Origin of the sequence: Paeniglutamicibacter selenitireducens (assembly GCF_051550675.1) — a bacterium.
Lineage (GTDB): Bacteria > Actinomycetota > Actinomycetes > Actinomycetales > Micrococcaceae > Paeniglutamicibacter.
Genome location: NZ_JBPULF010000002.1, coordinates 48,598 through 72,035, shown reverse-complemented (window position 1 = coordinate 72,035; position 23,438 = coordinate 48,598). Strand labels below are relative to the sequence as shown.

At 63.8% G+C, this 23,438-nt stretch carries 13 protein-coding genes; 8 read left to right on the top strand and 5 right to left on the bottom strand.

Annotated features, from left to right (window positions below; all coding sequences use genetic code 11):
* The first annotated feature begins 177 nt into the window (after nt 1-177).
* The gene (locus ACSYDW_RS03835) at nt 178-7,689 is read left to right on the top strand and encodes an SdrD B-like domain-containing protein (protein WP_438337387.1); all 7,512 of its coding nucleotides are present in this window, start codon (nt 178-180) and stop codon (nt 7,687-7,689) included.
* A 417-nt stretch (nt 7,690-8,106) separates the two neighbouring features.
* On the opposite strand, the gene ACSYDW_RS03830 is transcribed toward ACSYDW_RS03835, so the two are convergent.
* Nucleotides 8,107-8,820 carry a LuxR C-terminal-related transcriptional regulator gene (locus ACSYDW_RS03830; RefSeq protein ID WP_438337386.1) on the bottom strand — a complete coding sequence of 238 codons (714 nt, stop codon included), beginning with the start codon at nt 8,818-8,820 and terminating at the stop codon, nt 8,107-8,109.
* 377 nt (nt 8,821-9,197) lie between these two features.
* On the opposite strand from ACSYDW_RS03830, the gene ACSYDW_RS03825 reads away from it, so the two are divergent.
* From ACSYDW_RS03825 to ACSYDW_RS03815, 3 genes are all read left to right on the top strand, one after another.
* Nucleotides 9,198-12,608 carry a choice-of-anchor G family protein gene (locus ACSYDW_RS03825; RefSeq protein WP_438337385.1) on the top strand — a complete coding sequence of 1,137 codons (3,411 nt, stop codon included), beginning with the start codon at nt 9,198-9,200 and terminating at the stop codon, nt 12,606-12,608.
* A gap of 108 nt (nt 12,609-12,716) precedes the next feature.
* Entirely contained in the window at nt 12,717-13,472 is a 756-nt protein-coding gene (locus ACSYDW_RS03820; RefSeq protein WP_438337384.1) for a DUF5819 family protein, read from the top strand.
* 89 nt (nt 13,473-13,561) lie between these two features.
* The gene (locus ACSYDW_RS03815; protein WP_438337383.1) at nt 13,562-14,566 is read left to right on the top strand and encodes an HTTM domain-containing protein; all 1,005 of its coding nucleotides are present in this window, start codon (nt 13,562-13,564) and stop codon (nt 14,564-14,566) included.
* Nucleotides 14,567-14,720: 154 nt separating this feature from the next.
* Here the strand turns inward: ACSYDW_RS03815 and ACSYDW_RS03810 are convergent, their stop codons facing one another.
* The 4 genes from ACSYDW_RS03810 to ACSYDW_RS03795 all read right to left on the bottom strand — a co-directional run bounded on the left by ACSYDW_RS03810 (nt 14,721) and on the right by ACSYDW_RS03795 (nt 18,376).
* Nucleotides 14,721-15,251 (bottom strand): thermonuclease family protein, encoded by a 531-nt coding sequence (locus ACSYDW_RS03810; protein WP_438337382.1) that lies wholly within the window; start codon nt 15,249-15,251, stop codon nt 14,721-14,723.
* Between the two features lie 14 nt (nt 15,252-15,265).
* Nucleotides 15,266-15,625: a hypothetical protein gene (locus ACSYDW_RS03805; RefSeq protein WP_438337381.1), complete on the bottom strand. Its 360-nt coding sequence runs from the start codon at nt 15,623-15,625 to the stop codon at nt 15,266-15,268.
* Nucleotides 15,626-15,722: 97 nt separating this feature from the next.
* The gene (locus tag ACSYDW_RS03800) at nt 15,723-16,922 is read right to left on the bottom strand and encodes a metal-dependent hydrolase family protein (protein WP_438337380.1); all 1,200 of its coding nucleotides are present in this window, start codon (nt 16,920-16,922) and stop codon (nt 15,723-15,725) included.
* Entirely contained in the window at nt 16,919-18,376 is a 1,458-nt protein-coding gene (locus tag ACSYDW_RS03795; protein WP_438337379.1) for an aminopeptidase P family protein, read from the bottom strand. The genes ACSYDW_RS03800 and ACSYDW_RS03795 overlap by 4 nt, the downstream gene beginning before the upstream one ends.
* Nucleotides 18,377-18,460: 84 nt before the next feature.
* Here ACSYDW_RS03795 and ACSYDW_RS03790 point away from each other — a divergent pair, with 84 nt between their 5' ends.
* The 4 genes from ACSYDW_RS03790 (at nt 18,461) to ACSYDW_RS03775 (ending at nt 23,405) form a co-directional block, all read left to right on the top strand.
* Nucleotides 18,461-20,887, top strand: coding sequence for a Tex family protein (locus ACSYDW_RS03790; protein WP_438337378.1), 2,427 nt, complete (start codon nt 18,461-18,463; stop codon nt 20,885-20,887).
* 78 nt (nt 20,888-20,965) lie between these two features.
* Nucleotides 20,966-21,349, top strand: a complete 384-nt coding sequence (locus tag ACSYDW_RS03785) for an SdpI family protein (protein ID WP_438337377.1) — start codon at nt 20,966-20,968, stop codon at nt 21,347-21,349.
* A gap of 111 nt (nt 21,350-21,460) precedes the next feature.
* A complete protein-coding gene (locus ACSYDW_RS03780; RefSeq protein ID WP_438337376.1) occupies nt 21,461-21,955 on the top strand; it encodes a ferritin in 495 nt (164 codons plus the stop codon).
* A 496-nt stretch (nt 21,956-22,451) separates the two neighbouring features.
* Nucleotides 22,452-23,405 (top strand): SH3 domain-containing protein, encoded by a 954-nt coding sequence (locus tag ACSYDW_RS03775; RefSeq protein ID WP_438337375.1) that lies wholly within the window; start codon nt 22,452-22,454, stop codon nt 23,403-23,405.
* Nucleotides 23,406-23,438 lie beyond the last annotated feature (33 nt).

Genomic DNA, 23,438 nt, shown 5'->3' with positions numbered 1-23,438 from the left:
GCATGGTTTCCACCACGTTGACAGGTGAGTTTAATCACCTTGAACTGCATTTCCCCAAGTGAAGTGCCATTTTTTGCTAGCCTGCTTGGAGTGCTGCAACGCGCGCGACCCCCGGGGGAGGGGGCTCGCAGGCGAGGTGTGCGGCGAAAATTTCAAACTATTGGGGATGGGGAAATCTTGCGAAAGCAATACAACTCCGGCGCGCCAAAGCGCTGGAGATCACCGCTGGCTGCCCTTCTGGCACTGACCTTGGGACTTGGCATGGCGGGCATGGCGCCCGCAGTGGCAGCGCCCGTGGCCGAGTCTTCACCCGCGGAAGCACCCGCCGGGACTCGAGCGTCGGACGGCACCGAAGCGGATGAAAGCAGCGTAAAAACCGGGCAGGCCACACCGGGGGCCGAGGCACCCGAAACCAAGGCTCCCGCTGCCAAACGCAGCAGTGACGTGGCTTCACGGGCCGACGGCGGAGGAATGAACCTCAGCAAGGTGCTCGTTGGCCCGGACACCGTGGCGCCGGGCGGATTCGTCACCTACGAGATGACGCTTGGCTGCTCTTCGAACACCGATCCGTGCACGAATGCCTTCCTGGAAGACACCCTTCCGGAACCGCTGGTGTTCAAGTCGCTTCAGTACAGCGGGTTCGCCAAGCCCGTTTCCGAGAAGATCTCGGGAAGAAACATCAGGCTGGACTTCAACGAGCCCACCGAAGGTCGCGACGGGGTGGGAATCAACGACGGTTCCACCTACACTGTGACACTCGTTGCACAGCTTCCTGCCGACGCATCGCCGGAATTCGGTGGCCAGTCGCTGGTGAACAGCGCAACGCTGACGTCCGACGCGGGAACCCTGACGGATTCCGCCAAGGCCGTCACTCCCGTCATCGACGCGGCACCCCGGGCGGCAATCACCAAGAACTGGGCCAAGGACAGCGTCCTGGAAAAGTCGGGGGCGGAGAACCTCCTGACCCTCGGCGGCATCAAGAACACCTCCAAGGTGGGCGCAACGTCGCTCACCATCAAGGAACCGTCGGGCAACTCGGAGCCCTTCGCCGCTGTGGAGTTCGCCGGTTTCGGCGAGATCGTCTTCCCCGAAGGCGCCGACACACTGGAGGTGACCTACCTCGTTGGTTCCGACAAGCACACGGCAACCCCGGGCAACGCGAATGCACCACCAAGCTTCCCGAAGGGTCTTGACCTTTCGACCATCACCGGCCTGGAATTCACCTTCAAGTCCTCGGCATCCACCACTGAACGCGGCGGCATCGTCGCCAACGGCAAGGCCGGTTCCCTTGAGCTGAAGACCACGTTGCGCGCCGGTGCGCCGGCCGGAACCGTGGCCAACGAAGTGAGCATCACCGCCGAGACGCCCAAGGGCAACTCGAAGCCCGTCACGGCGACGGACGCTTTCGTCGTAGACGCCACCTCCTACGCCGTTTCGGCCACCAAGTCCTTCTCACCGGCACAGGTCGTTGCCGGCGACGGGACCGTCATCGGTGAGGGCAAGAACCGCTCCACGGTGAGCATCGGGGCTGCGAACGCCTCGAACCAGCCGCTGACGACTCTGGGCATCAAGGAGCCCGGGGACGGAACCTCCCCGTTCGGCGAGGGCATCGACTTCGAGAAGTTCGTCTCGGGCACCTGGCCGACCGGCGCAACCTCCGGCGTCATCATCATCGACACCACCCCCTACAAGCTGGGCAACGCCAATGGCCAGCTGGTGTTCCCGGGAAACCTTCCCTCGGGCCGGGACATCAAGGCCTTCGAGATCACCTTTGCCGGCGAATTCGCGCCAGGTTCCGGCTTCACGCTGGACTTCGACGTGCTCGGAACCGCAACGGGCAACCACGCCAACACCATCGAGGCCAGCGGAACACCGAAGGCCGGTGGCAACAAGGTCACCGACGAGGCGACTTCGACGCTGACCGTCGTGGACCAGGAACGGTCGCTGACGGGGCTGAAGTACTTCACACCCAACCGCGTTGAAGGCATCCCCGGCGACAGGACCCAGGCGATCCTGAGAACCCACGTTGACAGTGCAAAAACAAACGTCGATGTGCGGAAAATCGTCCAAACCGACGATTTCGAGTCCATGACGCCGACGTGGAAGCCCTTGGCAGTATCGGTGAGGCAGCTCCAAGGTGCCACCCACGTGGTCGTCGAGACCAAGACCGCCGGAGGCGAATGGCGCAGCATCGTCGTTTCGACCGACGGCCAGGGGCTCGAAGGAATCGCGCTTCCCGCAGGCACCACCGGCGTCCGGATCACCTACGAACGCGAAACCGGCAGCTTCCCCGCCGGTGAGGATGTCGCGGCCATCGTCGACTTCGAACTTACCGAACTCATCGAACACGGGAAGTCGTTCTCCAACATCCTGACCTTGAACCACGGCAAGCCTGCCGAGGGCGCGGTAACCGCGGACAAGGAAATGAAGCTGGCCAGTGAGAAGTCCTGGACGCCAAGCACCATCGTGCAGAAGCCGAGCGACCTCAACCCCCGGAGCACGTTGCAGCTCAGCGCAGTGAACACCTCGGCGTTCGGCGTCGATTCGTTGACGATGGTCGACCCGAAGGCAGGCGAAACCAACCCGTTCGACTACGTGGACATCACCGGTTTCAAGGGCACCGTAGCCCCCGCCGAGGCTGCAAACCTGGCCCGGGCCACGTTCACTTTTGCCGACGGAACGACGTCGGAAACCTTCCAGGGGCAGGCTGCCTTGAACCCCGTCCTGCCCGAGGGCCGGACCTGGGCGGACGTCACGGGCTTCGCCTTCGGACTGGAGAAGCAGGGAACCACGTCGGTACCGCGCGATGCCAGGTTCGATCTGGCCGTGGGCACCGCGCTGCGCTCCACGCTGCGCACCGACGGAACCACGTCGATCGACGCGGCCCTTGCCGCACTGGAACCGAAGCACACCGGCAAGGGCTACATCCTGCCGAACACTGCGGAGGCGACCATCAAACGGGCCGGCGACCCCACCGTGGTCAGGCACCCGAGCGCAAACCTGGAGATCGTGACCAAGGAATCGGTCGACATCTCCTCGACGCTGACCAAGGAGTTCTCCCCGGCTGGACCGGCAACGTTCTTCACTCCGAACGGCGTCCCGGCACCGATCGATGTCACGTTGAAGGTCGACACGGGCCGGCATGAGGCCGACCGCGTGGTCTTCGAGGACAAGGACGCGACGTTCTGGAACGCCTTCGACTTCGCCGGATGGGCCCCGCTCCCGACCAGCAATGTCCAAGTCACGATCGAGTACCTGACCGGCGGCAGCTACGCCCGCGGCGAGGGAAACACGCTGGAGCACGTTGAGGGAACCTGGAGCACCACGGAGCCGTCCAACGGCGCGGTGCAGGGCATCCGCGTCACCATGCAGGGCCGGGACTACACCGAGCTGGACAAGACCGTCAACAAGGTCAAGTTCAAGGTCGTTCCGCGCTACACGTTGCGCAGCGGAGAACCGAACGCCATCGACGGCACCTCGTCCAACCCCGGGGAAACCACGGCCTCGACGGTCTCAAACACCGCCACCGCAACGGTTGACCGCCTGGGCAAGGCGCACAACCCCGCCGACGCAACGGACAACCACACGTTCGTACAGGGCAAGAACGTGCCTGGCGTGGCCAAGACCTCGGACGCAGCCAACGGACTTGTTGCCGCAGGTCGCGAGCTGAACTACACGATCACCGTGAAGAACACCGGCACCGAGGTCATCACCGACCCCGTGGTCACCGACAAGCTTCCGGTCGACGCCAAGGGCGCGCTGCTGGATCTTGAACCCGAATGGAAATCGCAGGTCAAGCTGTCCTTCGCGAAGAAGTTCGAGCAGGCGCCGGAAGGCACGTCCATGACGACGGACCGTGCGCAGGTGGGAATCGAGCGCACCGGCGACACGCTGTCCTTCACGTTCCCGGCCGGAACCAGGCTCTACCCGGGCGAGTCGTACACCATCGAGATCCCCACCACGGTCCGTCCCGGGGTTGCCGCGCGGACCAAGCTCCTGAACACCGCGGAGTTCACCGGCACGGATTCAAAGAAGACCGAGGCCACGCACGAGGTCGGCATCATCGAGGGACAGGCCTACGCCTCGCGCAAGCTGGTCCGTGAAGTCCCTTCGGCCGGCCAGACCGCACCGACCGGCGTGCACAACGCGCTGAGCGGCGTGCAGAACGACGCCTCGTGCTACAAGTTCGAGGGCGGCTTCTACCGCTACCCGTGCATCGTTGAAACCAAGCCCGGCGGCATCGCCGAGTGGAAGCTCAGCGTGACGAACACCGGCAACGTCCCGGCGCAGCACCTGGAGATCCTCGATGTCTTCCCGTTCGTCGGCGACACGGGTGTCACCTCGTCGCAGGCGGGCAAGTCCCGTGGCTCGATGTGGTCCCCAACCCTCCTGGACATCACGCTTCCCGCGGTGCCGGAGGGGGCGACCTCGGAAATCCACTACCTGACCGGCGACCCCGCACAGTGCAAGCCGACGGGCCAGGAAAAGACGAACCCGTGGGCCGGATGCAACAGCAAGGACATCTGGACCACGGTGCGGCCGGCCAACCCACGCGAAATCCACGGCCTGAAGCTGGTCGTCGATTTCCCGGAAGGGACGGACGGCATCCTGCCGGGCGAGGGAATCTCCCTGTCCTTCAAGACGCAGTCGGACACCGAACTGCCTTCGGGTGCCGGTGAGCTGGCCCCGGCCTGGAACTCCTTCGGCTACGCGGCCGAGGCCCAGGTCAACGGGAAGACCGACCACCGCGGCCAGGAACCCATCAAGACGGGCATCACCTTCCGCCCGCTCGAGAAGGAGAAGGTGTCGGTCGGCGACTACGTCTGGGTCGATACCAATCGTGACGGACGCCAGGACGAGGGCGAACCCGGCATCAAGGACGTCGTTCTGAAACTCGTGGGGCCGGACGGCACCAGCGGGGTCACCGACGTCTACGGCAACGAGGTGCTGCCGGCCATGACCGACGGCAGCGGAAAGTACTCCTTCGAGCACCTGCCGGTGCTCGAGGACGGCCAGAGCTACACGGTGGTTATCGACCAGGCGGCTTCCAGGAAACCGCTGGCACCCTTCGCACCGACCGAAGCGGGCCAGGGCAACCGCGAGGGCGATTCGTCCCTGTGGAGCGCCACGACGGACAACAAGTCCGTGGACCTGACCACGAACGGCGCCAACGACCCGACGCTTGACTTCGGCTTCGTGCCGGCAACTGTCTCCGTGGGCGACTTCGTGTGGGTCGATACGAACCGCGACGGCCGCCAGGACGCGGGCGAGCCGGGCATCGAGGGTGTAGTCCTCGAACTGCGCGGGCCCGACGGCACGGTGCTTGCCACCATGAGCACCGACAAAGACGGCCGGTACCTCTTCGAGAACCTGCCGGTCCTGCGCGACGGTGAAACCTACACCGTTGACATCGACCGCGAGGCCTCGGCCGAAGCGTTGAAGCCCTACGTCCCGGCCACGGCCGGCGTGGGCGAGCGTGAAGGCGACTCCTCGCTGTGGACCGCCTCCACCGACCCGTCTTCGGACGTGTTGACCAAGGACGCGGGCGTCGACCCCACGCTCGACTTCGGTTTTGTCCGCAAGTCGGTGTCCGTGGGCGACTTCGTCTGGCTGGACAGCGATCTTGATGGTCGCCAGGGCAAGGGAGAGCCGGGCATCCCCGGGGTTGTCCTTGACCTGTTCGGGCCTGACGGCAGCTTCATCCGTTCCACGACCACCGATGAGCACGGCAAGTACTCCTTCGATTTCCTGCCGGTCTTGCTTGACGGGCAGAAGTACACGGTGAGGATCGACAAGGACAAGGATGAGAACCGACTGGCGCTGAAGGCGTACGTTCCGACGACGCCGGGATCCGGCGACCGGGAGGGCGACTCTTCCTCGTGGGAGGCCTCGACCGATCCGGACGAGATCGCGTTGACCGAGAACGAGCAGCGTGACCCGACCCTGGACTTCGGTTTTGTCCCGGGCAAGGTTTCGGTTGGCGACAAGGTCTGGGTCGACACCAACAAGGACGGCATCCAGGACGAGGGCGAGCCGGGCGAGCTGGGCATCCCGGGCGTCGTGCTCGACCTCTACGGACCGGATGGCAAGAAGATCGGGTCGACGACCACCGATAAGGACGGCAACTACCTGTTCAAGGACCTGCCGGTCTTGGCCGAAGGGGAGTCCTACACGGTGAAGATCGTGAAGGACGAGTCGAAGGACGCGTTGTGGCCGTACATCCCGACCACTCCGGGAGCCACCGAACGTGAGAAGGACTCCTCGGACTGGGAGACCGCGTCAGAGGGCCTGAACACGGCCGGCGACCATGACGGATCCCTCGACTTCGGCTTCGTTGAGGCGAAGGTCTCGGTCGGCGACTACGTCTGGGTTGACGAGAACCGCGACGGACGCCAGGACGAGGGCGAACCGGGCATCGAGGGTGTAGTCCTCGAACTGCGCGGGCCCGATGGCACGGTGCTTGCCACCATGAGCACCGACAAGGACGGCTGGTACCTCTTCAAGAACCTGCCGGTCCTGCGCGATGGTGAAACCTACACCGTTGACATCGACCGCGAGGCCTCGGCCGAAGCGTTGAAGCCCTACGTCCCGGCCACGGCCGGCGTGGGCGAGCGTGACGGCGACTCCTCGCTGTGGACAGCCTCCACCGACCCGTCTTCGGACGTGTTGACCAAGGACGCGGGCGTCGACCCCACGCTCGACTTCGGTTTTGTCCGCAAGTCGGTGTCCGTGGGCGACTTCGTCTGGCTGGACAGCGATCTTGATGGTCGCCAGGGCAAGGGAGAGCCGGGCATCCCCGGGGTTGTCCTTGACCTGTTCGGACCGGACGGCAGCTTCATCCGTTCCACGACCACCGATGAGCACGGCAAGTACTCCTTCGACTTCCTGCCGGTCTTGCTTGACGGGCAGAAGTACACGGTGAAGGTCGACAAGGACAAGGACGAGAACCAACTGGCGCTGAAGGCGTACGTTCCGACGACGCCGGGATCCGGCGACCGGGAGGGCGACTCTTCCTCGTGGGAGGCTTCCTCAAAGGGCTTGACCGAGAACGGCGACCGTGACCCGACCCTGGACTTCGGTTTTGTCCCGGGCAAGGTTTCGGTCGGCGACAAGGTCTGGGTCGACACCAACAAGGACGGCATCCAAGACGAGGGCGAGCCGGGCATCCCGGGCGTCGTGCTCGACCTCTACGGACCGGATGGCAAGAAGATCGGGTCGACGACCACCGATAAGGACGGCAAGTACCTGTTCAAGGACCTGCCGGTCTTGACGGAAGGGGAGTCCTACGTCGTGAAAATCAACCGCGAGAAGTCAAAGGATGCCCTGGAACCCTATGTTCCGACGGTTGAAACCGGCGGCGACCGTGGGAATGATTCCTCGAGCTGGGAATCCGTTTCGGAGGGCCTGAACTCCGACGGCGAATCGGATCTGACCTTGGACTTCGGCTTTGTGCTGCAGGACGATGTGGAGCTCCCGACCACCGACGGAAACAACGGCAACAACGGCAACGGTGATGCCGGGCAGCAACGCCCTGGCAACGGTTCCGGAAACACCGAGAAGCCAGAGACGGGTGATGGCGATCTTGCCAAGACTGGGTTCACGGTGCTGGGGATCGCCCTCGGTGGCCTGCTGTTGATTCTCGGTGGACTGGCGCTCAAGCGCCGACGCGTTGGAGGCAATGAAAGCTAGAACGTAGCGAAGAATGGCGAGGGTGCCCGTGTACCGATCCAAGGATTGGTGGACGGGCATCCTTGTCGCTTTCCGGATCCGAACGAGGTGCCGCCGGGCAGAGCAGGGTTGGAGCGGGCTTCCAGTAATCGTGCGAAGGCTCAGCGCAAGGCCCGCTGCGGTGCGAATCCACCACTCGGCCAATCCGAAAAGATCGCATGGCCTAAACGCCTGACCAGGTCACCATGGATCGAGCTTTTCGTTTTGACCGCCGTATGTCTGCTTCCAACTCCCTGGCTAGCAAGCACCAAACCCTGTGTTCGCCAGAATAGAGGAAGCGGTTACCTCACCGGGTTGAAGTTTCCTGTGGGCTGCCACCCCGAGAATCAAACGACGGCTAGGCAGTTCCATTCACGTTCCCAGTCAACGGGAAAAGGGCTATGCCCGGGGTGTGGCATGTCTCATGAGGCCAGCGGTGAGTGGAAAGGAAGGGCGAGTCGACTCAAACAATCCTGCCCGCACGACTAAAACGGCTAGCTGGACCCGATTGCTCACATTAAGGGGCTCCATGATCTTGGCCAATTGGGCCTTGACTGTTCCTTCACTGACATGCAGAAGCGCTGCGATCTGTAGATTCGTATACCCCTGGGCGAGAGCGTTGAGCAAGCGCCGGTCGCGTGGACTGGTTTGTCGGAGGAACCGGGCTTGCAAGTCGTAGTCGCTCTCGGAATGCACGGGGAAACGTTCGGCATCTGCCGGCTTTGAGAAGATCATGTTTCCGGAGTGAATCATCAGAAGCGCAGCCCCAAGATCTGCCGATATCGAGTTCTTCGCCAGATAACTGCAGGCCCCGGCCGAGTGGGCACGGCTCATGGTTTCAAGGTCATGGGTCGCAGATAACATGACCACTTTTGTGGATGGGGAGTTTGCGACTATGCGTCTTGTTGCTTCCATACTGCAAACGTTGGTGATGCTGGACTCCATGAGGACAAGGTCAGGCTTCGTATCGAGAGCAGCCTTGATTGCCTCGTTGCCATTGCCCGAAACCGCTTCAAGCTCGACCTGGTGGCTCGAAGCCAGCAGGCTCTCTAAACCGATGCGGAGAAAATAGTCTCCATCGGCAAGGTGCACGCGAATACGACGTTCATTCATTTTTCACCTTCAAGAAGCCTGAATTCGATCACAGAATTTTTGGACTAGCGAATGTCTACACGTTGCGCAGAGTTCAAAATTATGGTCCCAGATGATAACGCTTCCCATACTAGCTAGATTGATTAGCTAGTTGGTGAAGTTTAACGCGGAAGCCACACGCAATAAGGATTGATGGCTATCATTCGTAGCCGAACGGCCAAAACCAGTTAGTCATGTGGGGCGCTCGCGATAGTCGAAAAGGGGAGAATCCATGACCTGGCAGCGTCGTGGTTATACCTAGAAGGTCGAAGGAAAACAGCCATTTGCTTTCCTAAGGTCGGTGTTGGGGCATCTGAAATGGGCCCCTGTCTAATGCCGGAATAGCCTTGGAGGACGCCTTGACACGTGAAAAACACCCGCCCGGGAACGGGAAGCAGCGCTTCTCGATTGCCCGCAAACTACTGGCTGGCGCAGTAGCGTCCAGCCTCCTTGTAGTGCCGACCACCTCGGCCTACGCTGCTCCGGCTGACTTGTCGACGGATCAGTCCGAAGCGCTGGGTCAAGTGATCTCATCCGAGCTCTTATCGCTTGACCTCTTGGAAACCGCCATTAGCCAGGCCGGTTACCCCACTTTGGTCGGTCCAAATTCCGACCCGATCAACCTTTCGCTGCTCGAATTGCTCGGCATCAACGTCGGAACGCTTGCGCTTCCCGTCATCGACAACGGGACAAACAACGGCCTCCTGAACCTCGGGTCATTGGGCACATTGAACAGCTTCGGCGCGTCCCCCAGCGGAACTCAAGCCAAATCCGCGGCTGGCGCGGTGACAAGCGACGGCGCCGTTGCTGTTGATCCGGATAACGAGGGAGGCGGCGCGAACAGCGCGACGATAGATCTCACCGCCCTTCTCGACCAACTGAATGTCTCGGGGCTGACCGACCAGATTGTCGACGAAGTGGCGTTGAAACTTGGCGCAGTTGCCTCGACAGCCGAGAAGACAAACGGAAACGTCACCTCCGAGTACGTTGTTGCCGACGCCAAGGCAGTTGTCAGCAGTCCGCTCGTTGGAAACATTGCAACGCAGCTAGGTGGCGTCGTAGATGGCGCAGATACGACAGTCAATGGTCTTGTCGGGAGCGGCGGCGTCATCGACACCATTGTGTCCGGCGTTCCCACGATTGATATTGGTCTTGGCGTCGTTGATGTCAACGTCGGGAACACGACGGCCACGATTGACAACCTGGACTTGGCTTCAATAAAGACCGGACTGTTGCAGTCAACGATCACGGCCAGCAATGGCGTCGTTTCGCTTGACCTTGGAACTGGCCTGGTAACGATTGACCTCGAACAGGCTGTCAATCCGGGCGCCACGAACGGGCTGAACGGGTTGGCCCCCAACACCGACGTGATTGATACGGCTACCTTGCAGCTCATCACGACCGGTCTTGAGAATGTCGTCTCACAACTCGTCGACCAGCTGACCCAAGCCATTACAGACGCCATTTATGCAGCAACCCTTAACATCGAAATTGATCTGTCGGTGAACGCTTTGGCTGGGGTTGTCAGCGCCGATGACGGCAGCATCACGATCTCTGGTTCACTCGGCGATTTCCTTGGAATCAACGGAGGCACCCCTGACATCACGGTAGATCTGGTTGTCGCGTTGCTGTCGATTCCCCTGATCAACGTCGGAGCGCTGACAACGTTCTTGGTAGATGCCCTGGTAACACCAATTCTCTCCGGAGTTGGAGGCACACTGAATTCCTTGATCTCGAATCTCGATGGAACCATCACCCCGATCACAGACCAGCTGCTGGATGATCTGTCCCCGGTCATTAATGGCGTGCTGAATGAGATTGTCCAGCTGACGATCAACGACCAACCGACGGTAGATACGCCCGCACGAGCTGGGGCACTGGGTGCCGGCTCGTTCAGCGTCAGTGCATTGACCTTGACCCTGCTGCCCCAAGCATCAGCGGCGAAGGTCAGCCTGGCCACATCCTCTGTACGCGCATTGGATGCTGTCGCTCCGGCGATTCTTGCCAACCCGGCTTCAGTCGTGTCGGGTCAGTCAACGACGATTACGGGTGAAGGTTACCCGGCGACGACCAGTGTTGCTGTCCAGTTGACGGATGCAAGCGATAATCCGGTAGGTTCCAGCGTGAACGTTACGACGGATGGCGATGGGAAGTTCTCGACTCCGTTGACGGTTCCGGCCGGTACACCTGCAGGAACGGACTACAAAGTTGTTGGTTCGGTAACTGCGGGTCCATCGGCATCGACTCCGCTGACAGTCACGGACCCAAGCGCTGCCGATAACACCGCGGACAACACTGCTGTGAACACTGCGGACAATGCGGCGGTGAATACCGCAGACAATTCGGCGGACAACACTGCGGACAACACTGCGGTGAACACGGCTGATAACGCGGCCGTGAATACTGCTGACAATGCTGCTGTGAACACTGCGGATAACACGGCGGTGAACACTGCTGTGAACACTGCGGATAACGCGGCGGTGAACACTGCGGATAACGCGGCCGTGAATACTGCTGACAACGCTGCTGTGAACACAGCGGACAACACGGCTGTAAATACGGCTGATAACGCTGCCGTGAACACTGCGGATAACGCGGCTGTGAACACTGCTGATAACGCGGCCGTGAATACTGCTGACAACGCTGCTGTGAACACAGCGGACAACACGGCTGTAAATACGGCTGATAACGCTGCCGTGAACACTGCTGATAACGCGGCTGTGAACACTGCTGACAATGCTGCTGTGAATACGGCTGATAACGCTGCCGTGAATACTGCGGACAACGCTGCCGTGAATACTGCGGACAACACGGCTGTGAACACTGCGGATAACACGGCTGACAACACCGAACATGCGAATCTCACCGTTATCCCGGGTGAAGTTGAGCAAGGTGACTCCGCAAAGGTCATTGGAGACCAGTTCACCGGCGGCAGCACTGTCACGATTGAAATCGAGAATGTTGACGGTTCCGGCGAGAAGGAAGTGCTGAGCAACGACGTGGTAGTCGGTGACAACGGAACGTTCGTCTTCGACCTCGATTCAAGCGACATCCCACCAGGGGTCTACGAAGTGACCGCCACTGACACTGACGGCAAGACTTCATCGTCGTTCCTTGTAGTCCGCGATAAGAACGCTTCCGTCAACGTCAGTGTTGATGTCACACCGAAACGTGTCGTCAAGGGCGAACCGACCCTACTGAACGGATGGGGCTTTACCGCGGATGGCACCGCCGAAGTCTCACTGATCGCGCTGACGGGCGATCGTCAAGAAGCCGGTGCCGAAGTTCTCGAATCCGATCTCGTCGTCGACGCAGACGGGAAGCTCTCTCTTCGGGTCGATACGGAAAGCCTTGAATTGGGGGACTACCTCCTGACAGCCAAGGACAACTCATCTGAGGACAAGGACTTCGCCGCCTTCACCGTTGTGGCCAAGGATGATTCAACCGCGGAAAACACTGCGGACAACACCGATGCCAATACGGATGACAACACGGACGAGAACACCGATGCCAATATGGATGACAATTCGGATGACAACACCGATGAAAATACCGATGAGAATTCCTCGACCAATGTCGACGACAACTCTTCTGTAAATTCCGGGGCCAATAACGGTGACAACACCGGGGCCTCCGGCCCAGTGCGGCCCAACAATTCCCTCGCAAAGACTGGTGCGGAAGAAACCATGATTGTCACCGGAATTGCTGTGCTGTTACTGCTGGGTGGTGTCGCAACGCTTATGGCTTCACGTAAGCGCCGCGCACTTTAGGCAGTCGGATTGTGAGGGATCGGGATATTCAGTGATGAATATCCCGATCCCTCACACCCTCGTTTCGACCACCTCAAATGGTCTCCACGTCTCACACGAAGAAGATCAATGGAAAAGACTCGACGCATCGGGCTTCCGGCAAGAATTGTGCTGGTGCTTGGCGGAATTTTCGTCATAATTCATATCGCAGCTACGCTCGCTTTTACGGGTCCCCAAACACCGCTAAAAGCATCCTTGCAGCCGGCATTGAATAAATACTTCCTGGGTCCGTTGGACCAAGGATGGAGCCTGTTTGCGCCGGGACCGTATTCCCAAGACGAATATTTCCTGGTGAGAGCATGCCTCAGCCCCATAGATGTGTGCGCCGGAGGTGTCGCAGCTGGTGCTGAATTCACGGAATGGCGCAACCTTACGGAAGAAGAACAGACGTCATCGGCCGGTCGCATCCTCTCAAACCGAAGCGCGAAACAATCCCGGGCCATCCATGGGCGCTATTGGACGGCAGCACATAAATTGAGCGACAAGCAACTTCAGGACGTTGAAGCAAACCATGTCCAGGGGCAGGCTGTATTCGGCGTCGCACTGAATTCAGCGGAAGCCCGGAACAAGTTCACGGTTTCGCAGCTCGAGAACCTACGGGCCTATGAACGGATGGAAGAAGTCGCCGTGGGATTTGCAACACTCAATGCCAAAAGCCTATGGGGTGATGGCGTTTCAATCGTCGAAGTCCAGATGCGTCGGGACGCCATTACGCCTTTCGCAGAGAGGCGCGAACCCTCGGGGACACCGTCACAGTCATTCACGAAGATCGGCTGGCGGGATGCAATTGCGTTTGACGAGGAGGTTCTCGCCGCATGGAACTAGATGCCGCAGCAACCCCCAGTGTCCGGGCTTGGCTTTCAAAGCACAAAGGCGCGCCCGCAGACCTCAGCGCAAGAATCGTTGAGTGGTTCGTGCTGAGCAGGAATGCGGACTACGGGTTGGCCGTGATGCGCATGGCCTCGGGCACGCTCATCCTCGGTTGGCTCCTGCTGAACATCCCGGTCGCCAACCGTATCTGGGGTCCAGGCTCGGCATACTGGGATCCCTACCGCGAGGTATTGGGCTACAAGTGGCCGTTGGACGTTTTGAGGGAAGCCGGCACCGGCTTCTTCTGGGGCTGGTACATCGTGGCCATCTTGTTGGCCGTTGCCTTCACCATCGGCTGGCGAACGCGAGTCATCACGCCGCTCTTCTTCGTTTTCTACACGGCAATCAACGCCCAAAACACCCCCATTGCCGATGGCGGAAACTACTTCATCCGGATCATGCTGATTTACATGATCTTCGCCGACATTTCAGGTCGCTGGTCGCTGGATGCCCTGCGCCGGTCCAGAACCGGACGGGACTCAACGACGCAGATCGGGACCGTACTGCACAACCTTGCCTTGTGCTTGATCGTCGCACAGTTGTGCCTCGTCTACTTTGAAGCGGGCATGTACAAGGTCCAAGGCAGCCTGTGGCAAAGCGGCGAAGCCATGTACTATCCCATCAGCTCCAAGGCGTACGGAACCTTCCCGTGGCTCTCGGAACTGCTGACGGCAAACACCTGGATGGTGGTGCTGCTGACGTACTTCACCGTGGTGGTCCAAATCGCGTTCCCGTTCCTGCTCTTCAACCGCATCACCAGGCGTTTGGCGCTGCTTGCCATCCTGGGCATGCACGTGGGGATCGCCGTTGTCATGGGGTTGCCGTTCTTCTCGGGAATCATGGCCTCGGCCGACGCGGTCCTGGTTTCGTCTGCAACCTGGCTGACGATTGCAGCCTGGCTGCGCGTCCAGGGCCGCAAGGTGTTCAGGCTGTTGCCCGCCGTGAATCGGAGGAAGGCGACACAGCCCGAACCGGCAGGCGCCCCGGCCCCGGTTCCCGCACCGGCGGTGAATGCCGAATCGCCGGAAAAGGACCCGTCATTGGTTTAGGCCTTTCACCTGGATCCGGAAACCGTGTTGGTCCGTCCGCACATTCCGCGGGCGGACCAACACCGTGTGGAGATCGGGTCGCGATCCCGGTGCAGAACGCACGACCGGGACGTGGCGGAGGTTCACCTGCGCGGCCACGTTGAAACGGCGACTCCTACCGGCAGCCGTTCGCCGGGTCGAACATGCCGGCGTTGGCGCGTTCGGCCTTCTTCTGCGCAGCACGCATCGCGCCGTAGAACTTGTCGTTGGGCTCGACCTTCATGGCCGTGGCGTGGCCGGAGGCCACGAGGGTCTCGTTGACGAACTCACCCTTGTAGGTGACTCCCGCGAGGGTGCGGTCGTAGCGGTCGAAACGCTCGACGTCGAACTCCAGCTCGACCTCGCTGCCTGCGGGGAGCTTCTGCGCAAGGTACGCCGCAGCTTCCTGGCCGTAGCATTCGCCGGGCTTGCCGGGGTGCGGGATCTCCGGGGCGTCGACGTTGAGCAGGCGGACCTTGGTGCGCTGTCCGTCCAGGAGCACGTAGACGGTATCGCCGTCGACCACATGCTGGATGGTGGCCCGCTCGCCCCCGGAAGCGGTGCCGGAGCGGTCCGGGGCGGAAAGGACAAGCCAAACGCCGGCCACTGCGGCGAGGCAGACCCCGGCGGCCACGATTCCCGGGCCGAGGCGCTTGGCTTGTCCCACGGATTCCGTCCGGGTTAGCTGTTCAGGGCGTTGTCGCAGGCCGTGACCAGGCGGGCCTGGGCATCGGCCGGGACGTTGTCGCCTGCCGCGGCGACGTCGTCGAGGGCATTGACGATTTCCTGGGGCAGGCCGCCCTCGCGGACCGCGTCGACCATGGAGTTGAGGACCTTCAGGTCGCCGGCGTTGATGGTGCCGTCCTTGATGGGGGCGCAGACCGACTTGACGAGTTCCTTCTTCGCGCCCTCCGCCACCTGGGATGCGGCGGAGGAAGCCGCCGACGATGCGGTGTCGGCCAGCTCCGCGCAACCGGTCAGGGAAACCAGTAGCACGGCGGCCGCGGCGAACATGGGTGTCTTGGGGTGCAAAATTCTCATGCGTTCCATCTTAGGCGTTGGCTTTGGATGGGAGCTGGGAGTGCGGCCGGAGGCGTGGACGCGCCTCGGGCCGCACTCCCGCCGTGGCGGGCGGGGCCTATGCCGTGGCGAAGTCCACGACGGCGCCGCCCTGGATGACGGTGCGTGGGCGCGATTCGTCGAAGAGCACGGCCGGGTCCTCGAACGGGTTCCCGTCCAGGATGAGCGCATCGGCGGCCATGCCCGGGGCCAGGCGGCCCAGCGTTGGTTCCTGCAGCAGCGCGGCATTCACGCTGGTGGCCGAGCGCAGTGTCTCGAAGACGCCCGCGGCGCGGACCTGCAGGGCCAGGCCGTTGAGCTGTTCGTCGGCGAGGTCGCCCATCAAGTCGGAACCGAAGCCCACCGGGATGCCGGCTGCCAGCGCCAGCTTGATGGCCTCGCCGCCGGCGTTGAGCACCTCGAGGTTCTTGGCCCGGGACACCTCCGGCAGGCCGACCTCGTCGCCGCGCCGGTCCATGGCGGCGTAGGCGGCAAGCGTGGGCACCAGGAAAGCGCCGTGCTCCGCCATGAGGGCGGCGGTGGGAGCGTCGAGCAGGTTGCCGTGCTCGATCGAGCGCACGCCGTTGCGCACCGCGTGGGAGATGGCCTCCGGGGAGTAGGCATGCGCCGCGACGTAGGAGCCGCGGCGGGTGGCCTCGGCCACGACGACGGCGATCTCCTCGTCCGAATACTGCGGAACGGCCAGCGGGTCGGTCAGCGAGACCACCCCGCCGCTGGCCATGATCTTGATGGCGTGGGCGCCGGTGCGCAGGCGTTCGCGCACCGCGACACGCAGCGGCTCGATGCCGTCGACGACCTCGCACATGTGGCCGTGGCCGAAGCAGACATCGACGTCCGCCTCGCGCGGGTCGCCGTGCCCGCCGGTCTGGCTCAGTGCCGGGCCGGTGTAGAAGTAGCGGGGGGAAGGCAGCAGGCCCGCCTTGATGGCGGAGGAGAGGCCGATGTCTCCGCCTGCCACGTCGCGCACCGTGGTGAAGCCGCGGGAGAGGGCCTCGCGCAGGCGCTTGGCCCCGGCCAGCGCGGCGAAGGACAGCGGGCCGCGTTCGTTGCGCATGCCCTCCAGCGAGATGGCATAGGCATGGAAATGGGCGTCGATGAGGCCCGGTACGACGACCCTGCCGCCGGCGTCGAGAAGTTCGCCCTCGCGCTGGTCGCCGACGGCGGAGACCAGCCCGTCCGTGAACGTCACGTTGCCGCGGAGCAGTTCCGGGTTCTCGCCGTCGAAGATGAGCGCGTTGGTGATGGTCAGGACGCTCATGCGTTCTTTCCCGCCTGCGCGGCCATCCAGGCCTCGATTCCCGCGGCATCGATCGGCAGCGGGTCCGAGAGGTTCTCGTAGCCGTCGGCGGTGATCAGCAGGTCGTCCTCGAGCCGCACGCCCATGCCGCGCAGTTCCGGCGGGACCATCTGGTCGTGCTTGTGGAAGTAGAGGCCCGGTTCCACGGTCAGGACCATGTTCTCCTGCAGCGTGGCGCCCTGGTATTCCTCGTATGAGGCGGAGGAGCAGTCGTGAACGTCGAGGCCCAGGTGGTGGCCGACGCCGCAGACCAGCCAGCGGCGGTGGTGCTGGCCGGCGGGGGAGAGGGCCTCGTCGACGGAGACCGGGAGCATTCCCCAGTCGCTCAGGCCGTTGGCGATGACCTCCATGATGGAGGTGTGGAAGGCGGTGAAGTCCTTGCCGGGGGCCAGCTCGGCCAGGCCGGCGCGGTGCGCCTTCTCGACAAGGTCGTGGACCTCGCGCTGGGCCGCGGTGAAGCGGCCGTTGGCCGGGAAGGTGCGGGTGACGTCCGCGGTGTAGAAGCTGCTTTCCTCCACGCCCATGTCCAGCAGGAGCAGTTCGGACTCCAGGACCGGCCCGTCGCAGCGCACCCAGTGCAGGGTGGGGGCGTGGTGGCCGGAGCCGATGATCGTGGCGTAGCCCGGGCCGTGGCCGTGGGTGCGGGCCACGCGGTCGAAGGTGCCCTGCAGCCAGCGTTCGCCGCCGCCGGCGATGGCCGCAGGGATCTCGTTGATGACCTGGGAGAAGCCCTCGACGGTGTGGATGACCGAGTTGCGCAGTTCGTTGATTTCCCAGGCGTCCTTGAGCAGGCGCAGCTCGCCCAGGGTGCGGCGCAGGGTGGCCGAGGGATTCAGCCCGTGCGTGGCGACCATCGAGGCATCCAGGTTGCCCGCGGCCTCGGCGCCGGAGAGGCGGGAGAGTGCGGCATCGAGCTCGCCCAGCGGGGACACCGGCAGGCCCAGGGCCTGTTCCCAGTGGGTGGGTCCGTGCGCGGCGCCGACCCACAGCTCGCCGTGGGCGGCGCTGGTGAAGAACTCGGGGTTCCCCGGCAGGGCCGGGGCCGGGACGAAGAGGCGGTAGTCGTGGCCGCCGGGGCGCGGGGTGCCGACCAGCACGGCGCCCTCGGCGGTGCAGTTGGTCAGCCAGAGGAAGTCCGAGTGCGGGCGGAAGTCGTAGAAGCAGTCGTTGCTGCGCACCGGGGCCCAGCCGGCGGCCACCACGACGGTCGATCCGGGAAGGGCGGCGGAGAGCTTGTTGCGGTGGGCGGCGGCGGCGGCCGCGGCGTCCGGGGTCGCGGCCGGGGTGCGCTCCGGGTCCGCCCAGCCTTGCGCCATCCACTGCGTGAATGCGGGGACCTCGGCCAGCCGGGGCAGCTTCGGGTCGGCCTGCTTGGGCGCCGGCATGGATGCGGTCTTTGGTTCGGAGGTGTTCACTGCTCGCGCTTCCTTCGCTGGGTTCTGGGACGGCCTGGGCGCGGCAACCGCGAGGCTCCCGGCACAGTCGAGATCAAGCATCGCATGTTTGGGGTGCGTCCCGCTGGGCCGGTGCTGTCGTATTTACGACAGCACCGGCCCAGCGGATGCGGCAGACTAGTACGGGTGAGCCAGAAGCGAATCATTGACACCCTTGCCGCCGAGCTGTCCGCCGGGACCGCCCCCGTTGCCGTCTGGCAGGTGAAGGCCGCCGTCGAACTGCTCGACGCCGGTTCCACCGTGCCGTTCATCGCCAGGTACCGCAAGGAAGCCACCGGCACCCTCGACGACGCCCAGCTGCGCCTGCTCGAGGAACGGCTGCGCTACCTGCGCGAGCTCGAGGAGCGCCGCGCCGCGATCCTGAAGTCGATCGACGAGGCCGGGAAGCTGGATCCGGCGCTTGCTGCGGCAATCGAGGCAGCGGCCACCAAGTCGGAGCTCGAGGACCTGTACCTGCCCTACAAGTCCAAGCGGCGTACCCGTGCACAGATCGCCCGGGAGGCCGGGCTGGAGCCGCTGGCCGATTCGCTCATTGCCGACCCCGGCCAGGACCCGGAGACGGTGGCCGCCGGCTTCCTGAACACCGAGCACGAGATCAACGCGGCTGCCGACGCCCTCTCCGGCGCCCGCGCGATCCTGACCGAGCGTGCTTCCCAGGACGCGGTGCTGGTCAGCGAACTGCGCGAGCGGCTGTGGGCCCGCGGCAAGATCGCCTCCCGGACGGCACCGGGTGTCGCCGCGGCGGACGCGGCGAAGTTCTCCGACTACGAGGACTTCGTCCAGCCGGTCGCCACCCAGCCCTCCCACCGGGTGCTGGCCCTGTTGCGCGGGGAGCGCGACGGCGCGCTGACCCTGGAGCTGGCCGAGGCCGACCCGCGCGACGACGCGGCGCTCGCCGAGGCACGCGCCGGCTACGAGGCGGCCGTCGCGAAATCACTGGGCATCACGGCGGGTGCCGACGCCCCTGCCGGCAAGTGGCTCGGCCAGACCGTGCGCCTGGCCTGGCGCGGGCGCCTGCTCACCCGGCTCGAGTCCGACCTGCGCACCCGCCTCTTCGAGGCGGCGGAGGAAGCCAGCGTGAAGGTGTTCGCCGCGAACCTGCGCGATGTGCTGCTTGCCGCACCCGCGGGCAACCGCGCGGTCCTCGGGCTCGATCCGGGCCTGCGCACCGGCGTGAAGGTCGCCGTCGTGGATGCCACAGGCAAGGTCGTCGACACCGCCACCATCTACCCGCACGCCCCGGCCAACAAGTGGGACCAATCCGTGGCAACGCTTGTCGCACTGGCGCAGAAGTACGGCACCGAACTCATTGCGGTGGGCAACGGCACCGCCAGCCGGGAAACGGACAAGCTCGCCGGCGAGGTCATCGCGAAGCTGACCAACAAGCCCGCTAAGGTCATCGTCTCCGAGGCCGGCGCCTCCGTGTACTCCGCCTCGGCCTTGGCCAGCGCAGAGCTGCCCGACCTGGACGTTTCGATCCGCGGGGCAGTGTCCATCGCCCGCCGACTGCAGGACCCACTGGCGGAGCTGGTGAAGATCGAACCCAAGTCGATCGGCGTGGGCCAGTACCAGCACGACCTGACCCCCGCGAAGCTGGACCGCTCGCTTGACGCCGTGGTGGAGGACTGCGTGAACGCCGTCGGCGTCGACGTGAACACCGCCTCCCCGGCGCTGCTCGCCCGGGTGGCCGGCGTCGGACCCCTGCTCAGCCGCAACATCGTGGAGCACCGCAACGCCAACGGTCCTTTCGCCACCCGCAAGGCGCTGCTGAAGGTGCCGCGCCTGGGTGCCAAGGCCTTCGAGCAGTGCGCCGGCTTCCTGCGTGTCACCGGCGGCAAGCAGCCGCTTGACGCCTCGGCCGTGCACCCGGAGGCCTACGGGCTCGCCGAGACGCTGCTGGGCGCCGCCAAGGCCTCGAACCAATCGGTCGCCGCGCTCAACGCCGCAGACTTCGTCACGGAGCAGTTCGGCTTGCCCACGGTCCGGGACGTCATCTCCGAACTGGTCCGCCCGGCACGCGACCCGCGCCCGGACTTCAAGACCGCCAACCTCAAGGAGGGCGTGGAGAAGATCGGCGACCTTCAGGTCGGCATGGTCCTGGAGGGCACCGTCTCCAACGTCGCCGCCTTCGGTGCCTTCGTCGACGTGGGCGTCCACCAGGACGGCCTGGTCCACGTCTCGGCGATGAGCAACAAGTTCATTTCCGACCCGCGCGAGGTCGTCACCTCCGGGCAGGTCGTCAAGGTCAAGGTGCTGGAGGTCGACCCGGCCCGCAAGCGCATCTCGCTCACGCTTCGCCTTGACGACGAGCCGGGTGCCCCGGCAGGGAAGCCGGAACGCGGCCCGCGCGGCCCGCGCCAGCACTCCAGCGGAACCCGGGGCACCAAGCCTGCGGGGAACCGGGACGCGAAGCCGGCCGGTGCCAACACCGCCATGGCCGAGGCCCTGCGCCGCGCGGGGCTCGGCGGCTAGCTTCCGGCCCGTCGGTGGCCGGTGGTGACGTAGGGTTGAAGGCATTGTCCGACGACTTCCCAGGAGACTCCACAGCACATGGACGGCGAAACACTTGCCCTATTTGTTGCCACAGTGCTGATGATTCTGCTGCTGGCAGGATTGTCATGGGCCATGAAGGCGGCAGCCACAGGGCAGATCAAACGCAACGCGTGGGTCGGGATCCGCACCCGCGCGCTGATGCACTGCGACGAGTGCTGGGTGCTCGGCCACCACGCCGCAGCCCACAAGGGCACCCTCGGTTGCTGGGCCGCGGCCTCGATCCTGGTGCTCGGGGGAGTTGTGGCGCTCCTGGTTCCGGCGCTGCAGGCCTACCTGCCCGGTGCGATGCTTGCCGCAGTCATCGTCATGCTTGGCGGGGTGCTGCTGGGTGTGCGCGACGCGAACACCATGCTTGCCAAAATGCACCCCGGTGATAGGTGAGCATCACCTACCACCGGGGTGCGGCAGTGGCAAAACGTGCCATATTTCCACTGTGGTAAGCATGGCCAAACTTCGGTGACAAGGCACGACGGAGTCGGTAGCGTAGGTGCCATGGAACTTACAGGAAAGCTTGCAGACGCATTCAACGACCAGATCACCCTCGAACTCCAGGCGGCCACGGTGTACCGACAGCTCGCCATCGAGATGGATGTGCTGAGCCTGCCCGGCATTGCCGGCTGGTTCCGTGCCCAGGCCTCCGAAGAGCTGGAACACGCCGAGAAGTTCACCACGCACATGGTTGACCGCGCGGCCCACCCGCGCATCGGCACGCTGACCGCACCGGAGGTTTCGGTTGCATCGGTGCAGGACGCATTCGTTGCGTCGCTGGCGCACGAGAAGAAGGTCTCCGAGTCCATCCGCGACCTGTACCGCCTTGCCCAGAACGAGGGCGACATCGACTCGGTGCCGCTGCTGAACTGGTTCATTGAAGAGCAGGTCGAAGAGGAAGCAACGGTCGGAGGCATCCTCGACCGCGTGCGGATGATCGGCAACGACGGCAACGGCCTGCTGCGGCTCGACGCCGAACTGGCGACCCGCGGGGAGTAGCACCCCGGAGCACGAACGATGCCGTGGGCCCGGAACGCGAAGAGCGTCCGGGCCCACGGTGTTCCGCGTGCAGGGGATCGGGGTCCGGATCATGCGTTCTTGGGGGATGCAGGAGCCGGTTGCGCCGGATCCCGCCAGGTAACACCGTCCGCCGACGGGCAAGGGCCCGGCCGGCGGCGCGGGGCCGCGCGAAGCCGGATCGCCGCGGCGGATTGAGTGATTCCCCTGGTGCGCGTCCGACTTGATGACATCGCCTCGGTGGGTGTGACAAAGGCCCCCGGTCTCTGACTGGGGGCCTTTGGCGTGTGTGCAATAACATGTAGGTACGTACACGCATTTTTCGGGCATTTTCGCGTGTCCCCGCCAGCACCGCGGTTCCAGGCGCCACCCAGGTTTTTCAATTCACTCAGTGAGGTCATCGGAACGTGTTTCACGTATGTGCAATCCTCACTGTCGGGATATGCTTCCCGGCGGCCGCCGGAACGGCGGAAAGCCCATGAAGAAGGCGGATTTCGCGCGCACCAACCCGATTCCCGTGACTGTTGCCGTTGCCGGGCCCACCCACCGGACAACAACGGAGCTCAAGCTCCGCAAGGGAGCCGGGCGACACTACGCCACCCAGAGCATCCTGGCCGAAGGGTCGGAAGTCTATTTGCTGCGGATCAGCGGGTTGTGGGCCAGCGTGCAACACCGGCAGAATTTCGGCTGGTTGCCGGCCCAGTGCCTCGAACGGCTTTCCGTGCCCCAGACAGTGGTGCCGACCGTTGCCCGCGCTCCACGAACCAGCCCCGCGATTGCCCGGGGCTTCACCCCGCGCACCGCGGCAAGCCCCGCCGAGCCTGCCGGTGAGGACTTCATTCCCACACACCGTAGTACGGCGGACCTGAACTTGCGCAAGGGGTCGGGAACCAATTACCCGGTGCAGAGGGTCCTCGCCGCGGACGTCCTCGTCCGCAAACTCGACGAGGCCGGCACCTGGACCAAGGTTGCCACGGGCCATGACACGGGTTGGGTTCCGGGCGCGTACCTCGAACAGGTCAGGATCCAGCGCCCCGCCACCGGTATCCAGTCGCTCGCCCCCGTGGAGTTCACGACGACCGTCAGGCTCAACGTGAGGACCGGTTCGGGGGACCAGCACCCCGTGTTGCGGATCCTCCAGGCCGGAACCACTGTCCGGGTCAACGGGGCGCTGGGTGCTTGGCGACGGATCGCCATCGACCAAACACAGGGCTGGGTACCGGCCAGCCAGCTGCAACCGAAGCACTTTTCCTCGACCACCCCGGTGACGACGGTTCGAACGACCCTTTATCAGGGCGCCTCCGCCAACTACCGCGCGCTGACGCACATCGAGGCGGGGGAAGAGCTGCTCGCCCTTGCCAATCGCGGGCCATGGACCAAGGTCCAGTACGGTCGTTTCAGCGGATGGGTGAATACGTCACACCTGCGTTAACCCCTATTCGCAGGGCCCTTCTCCTCGGAAGTC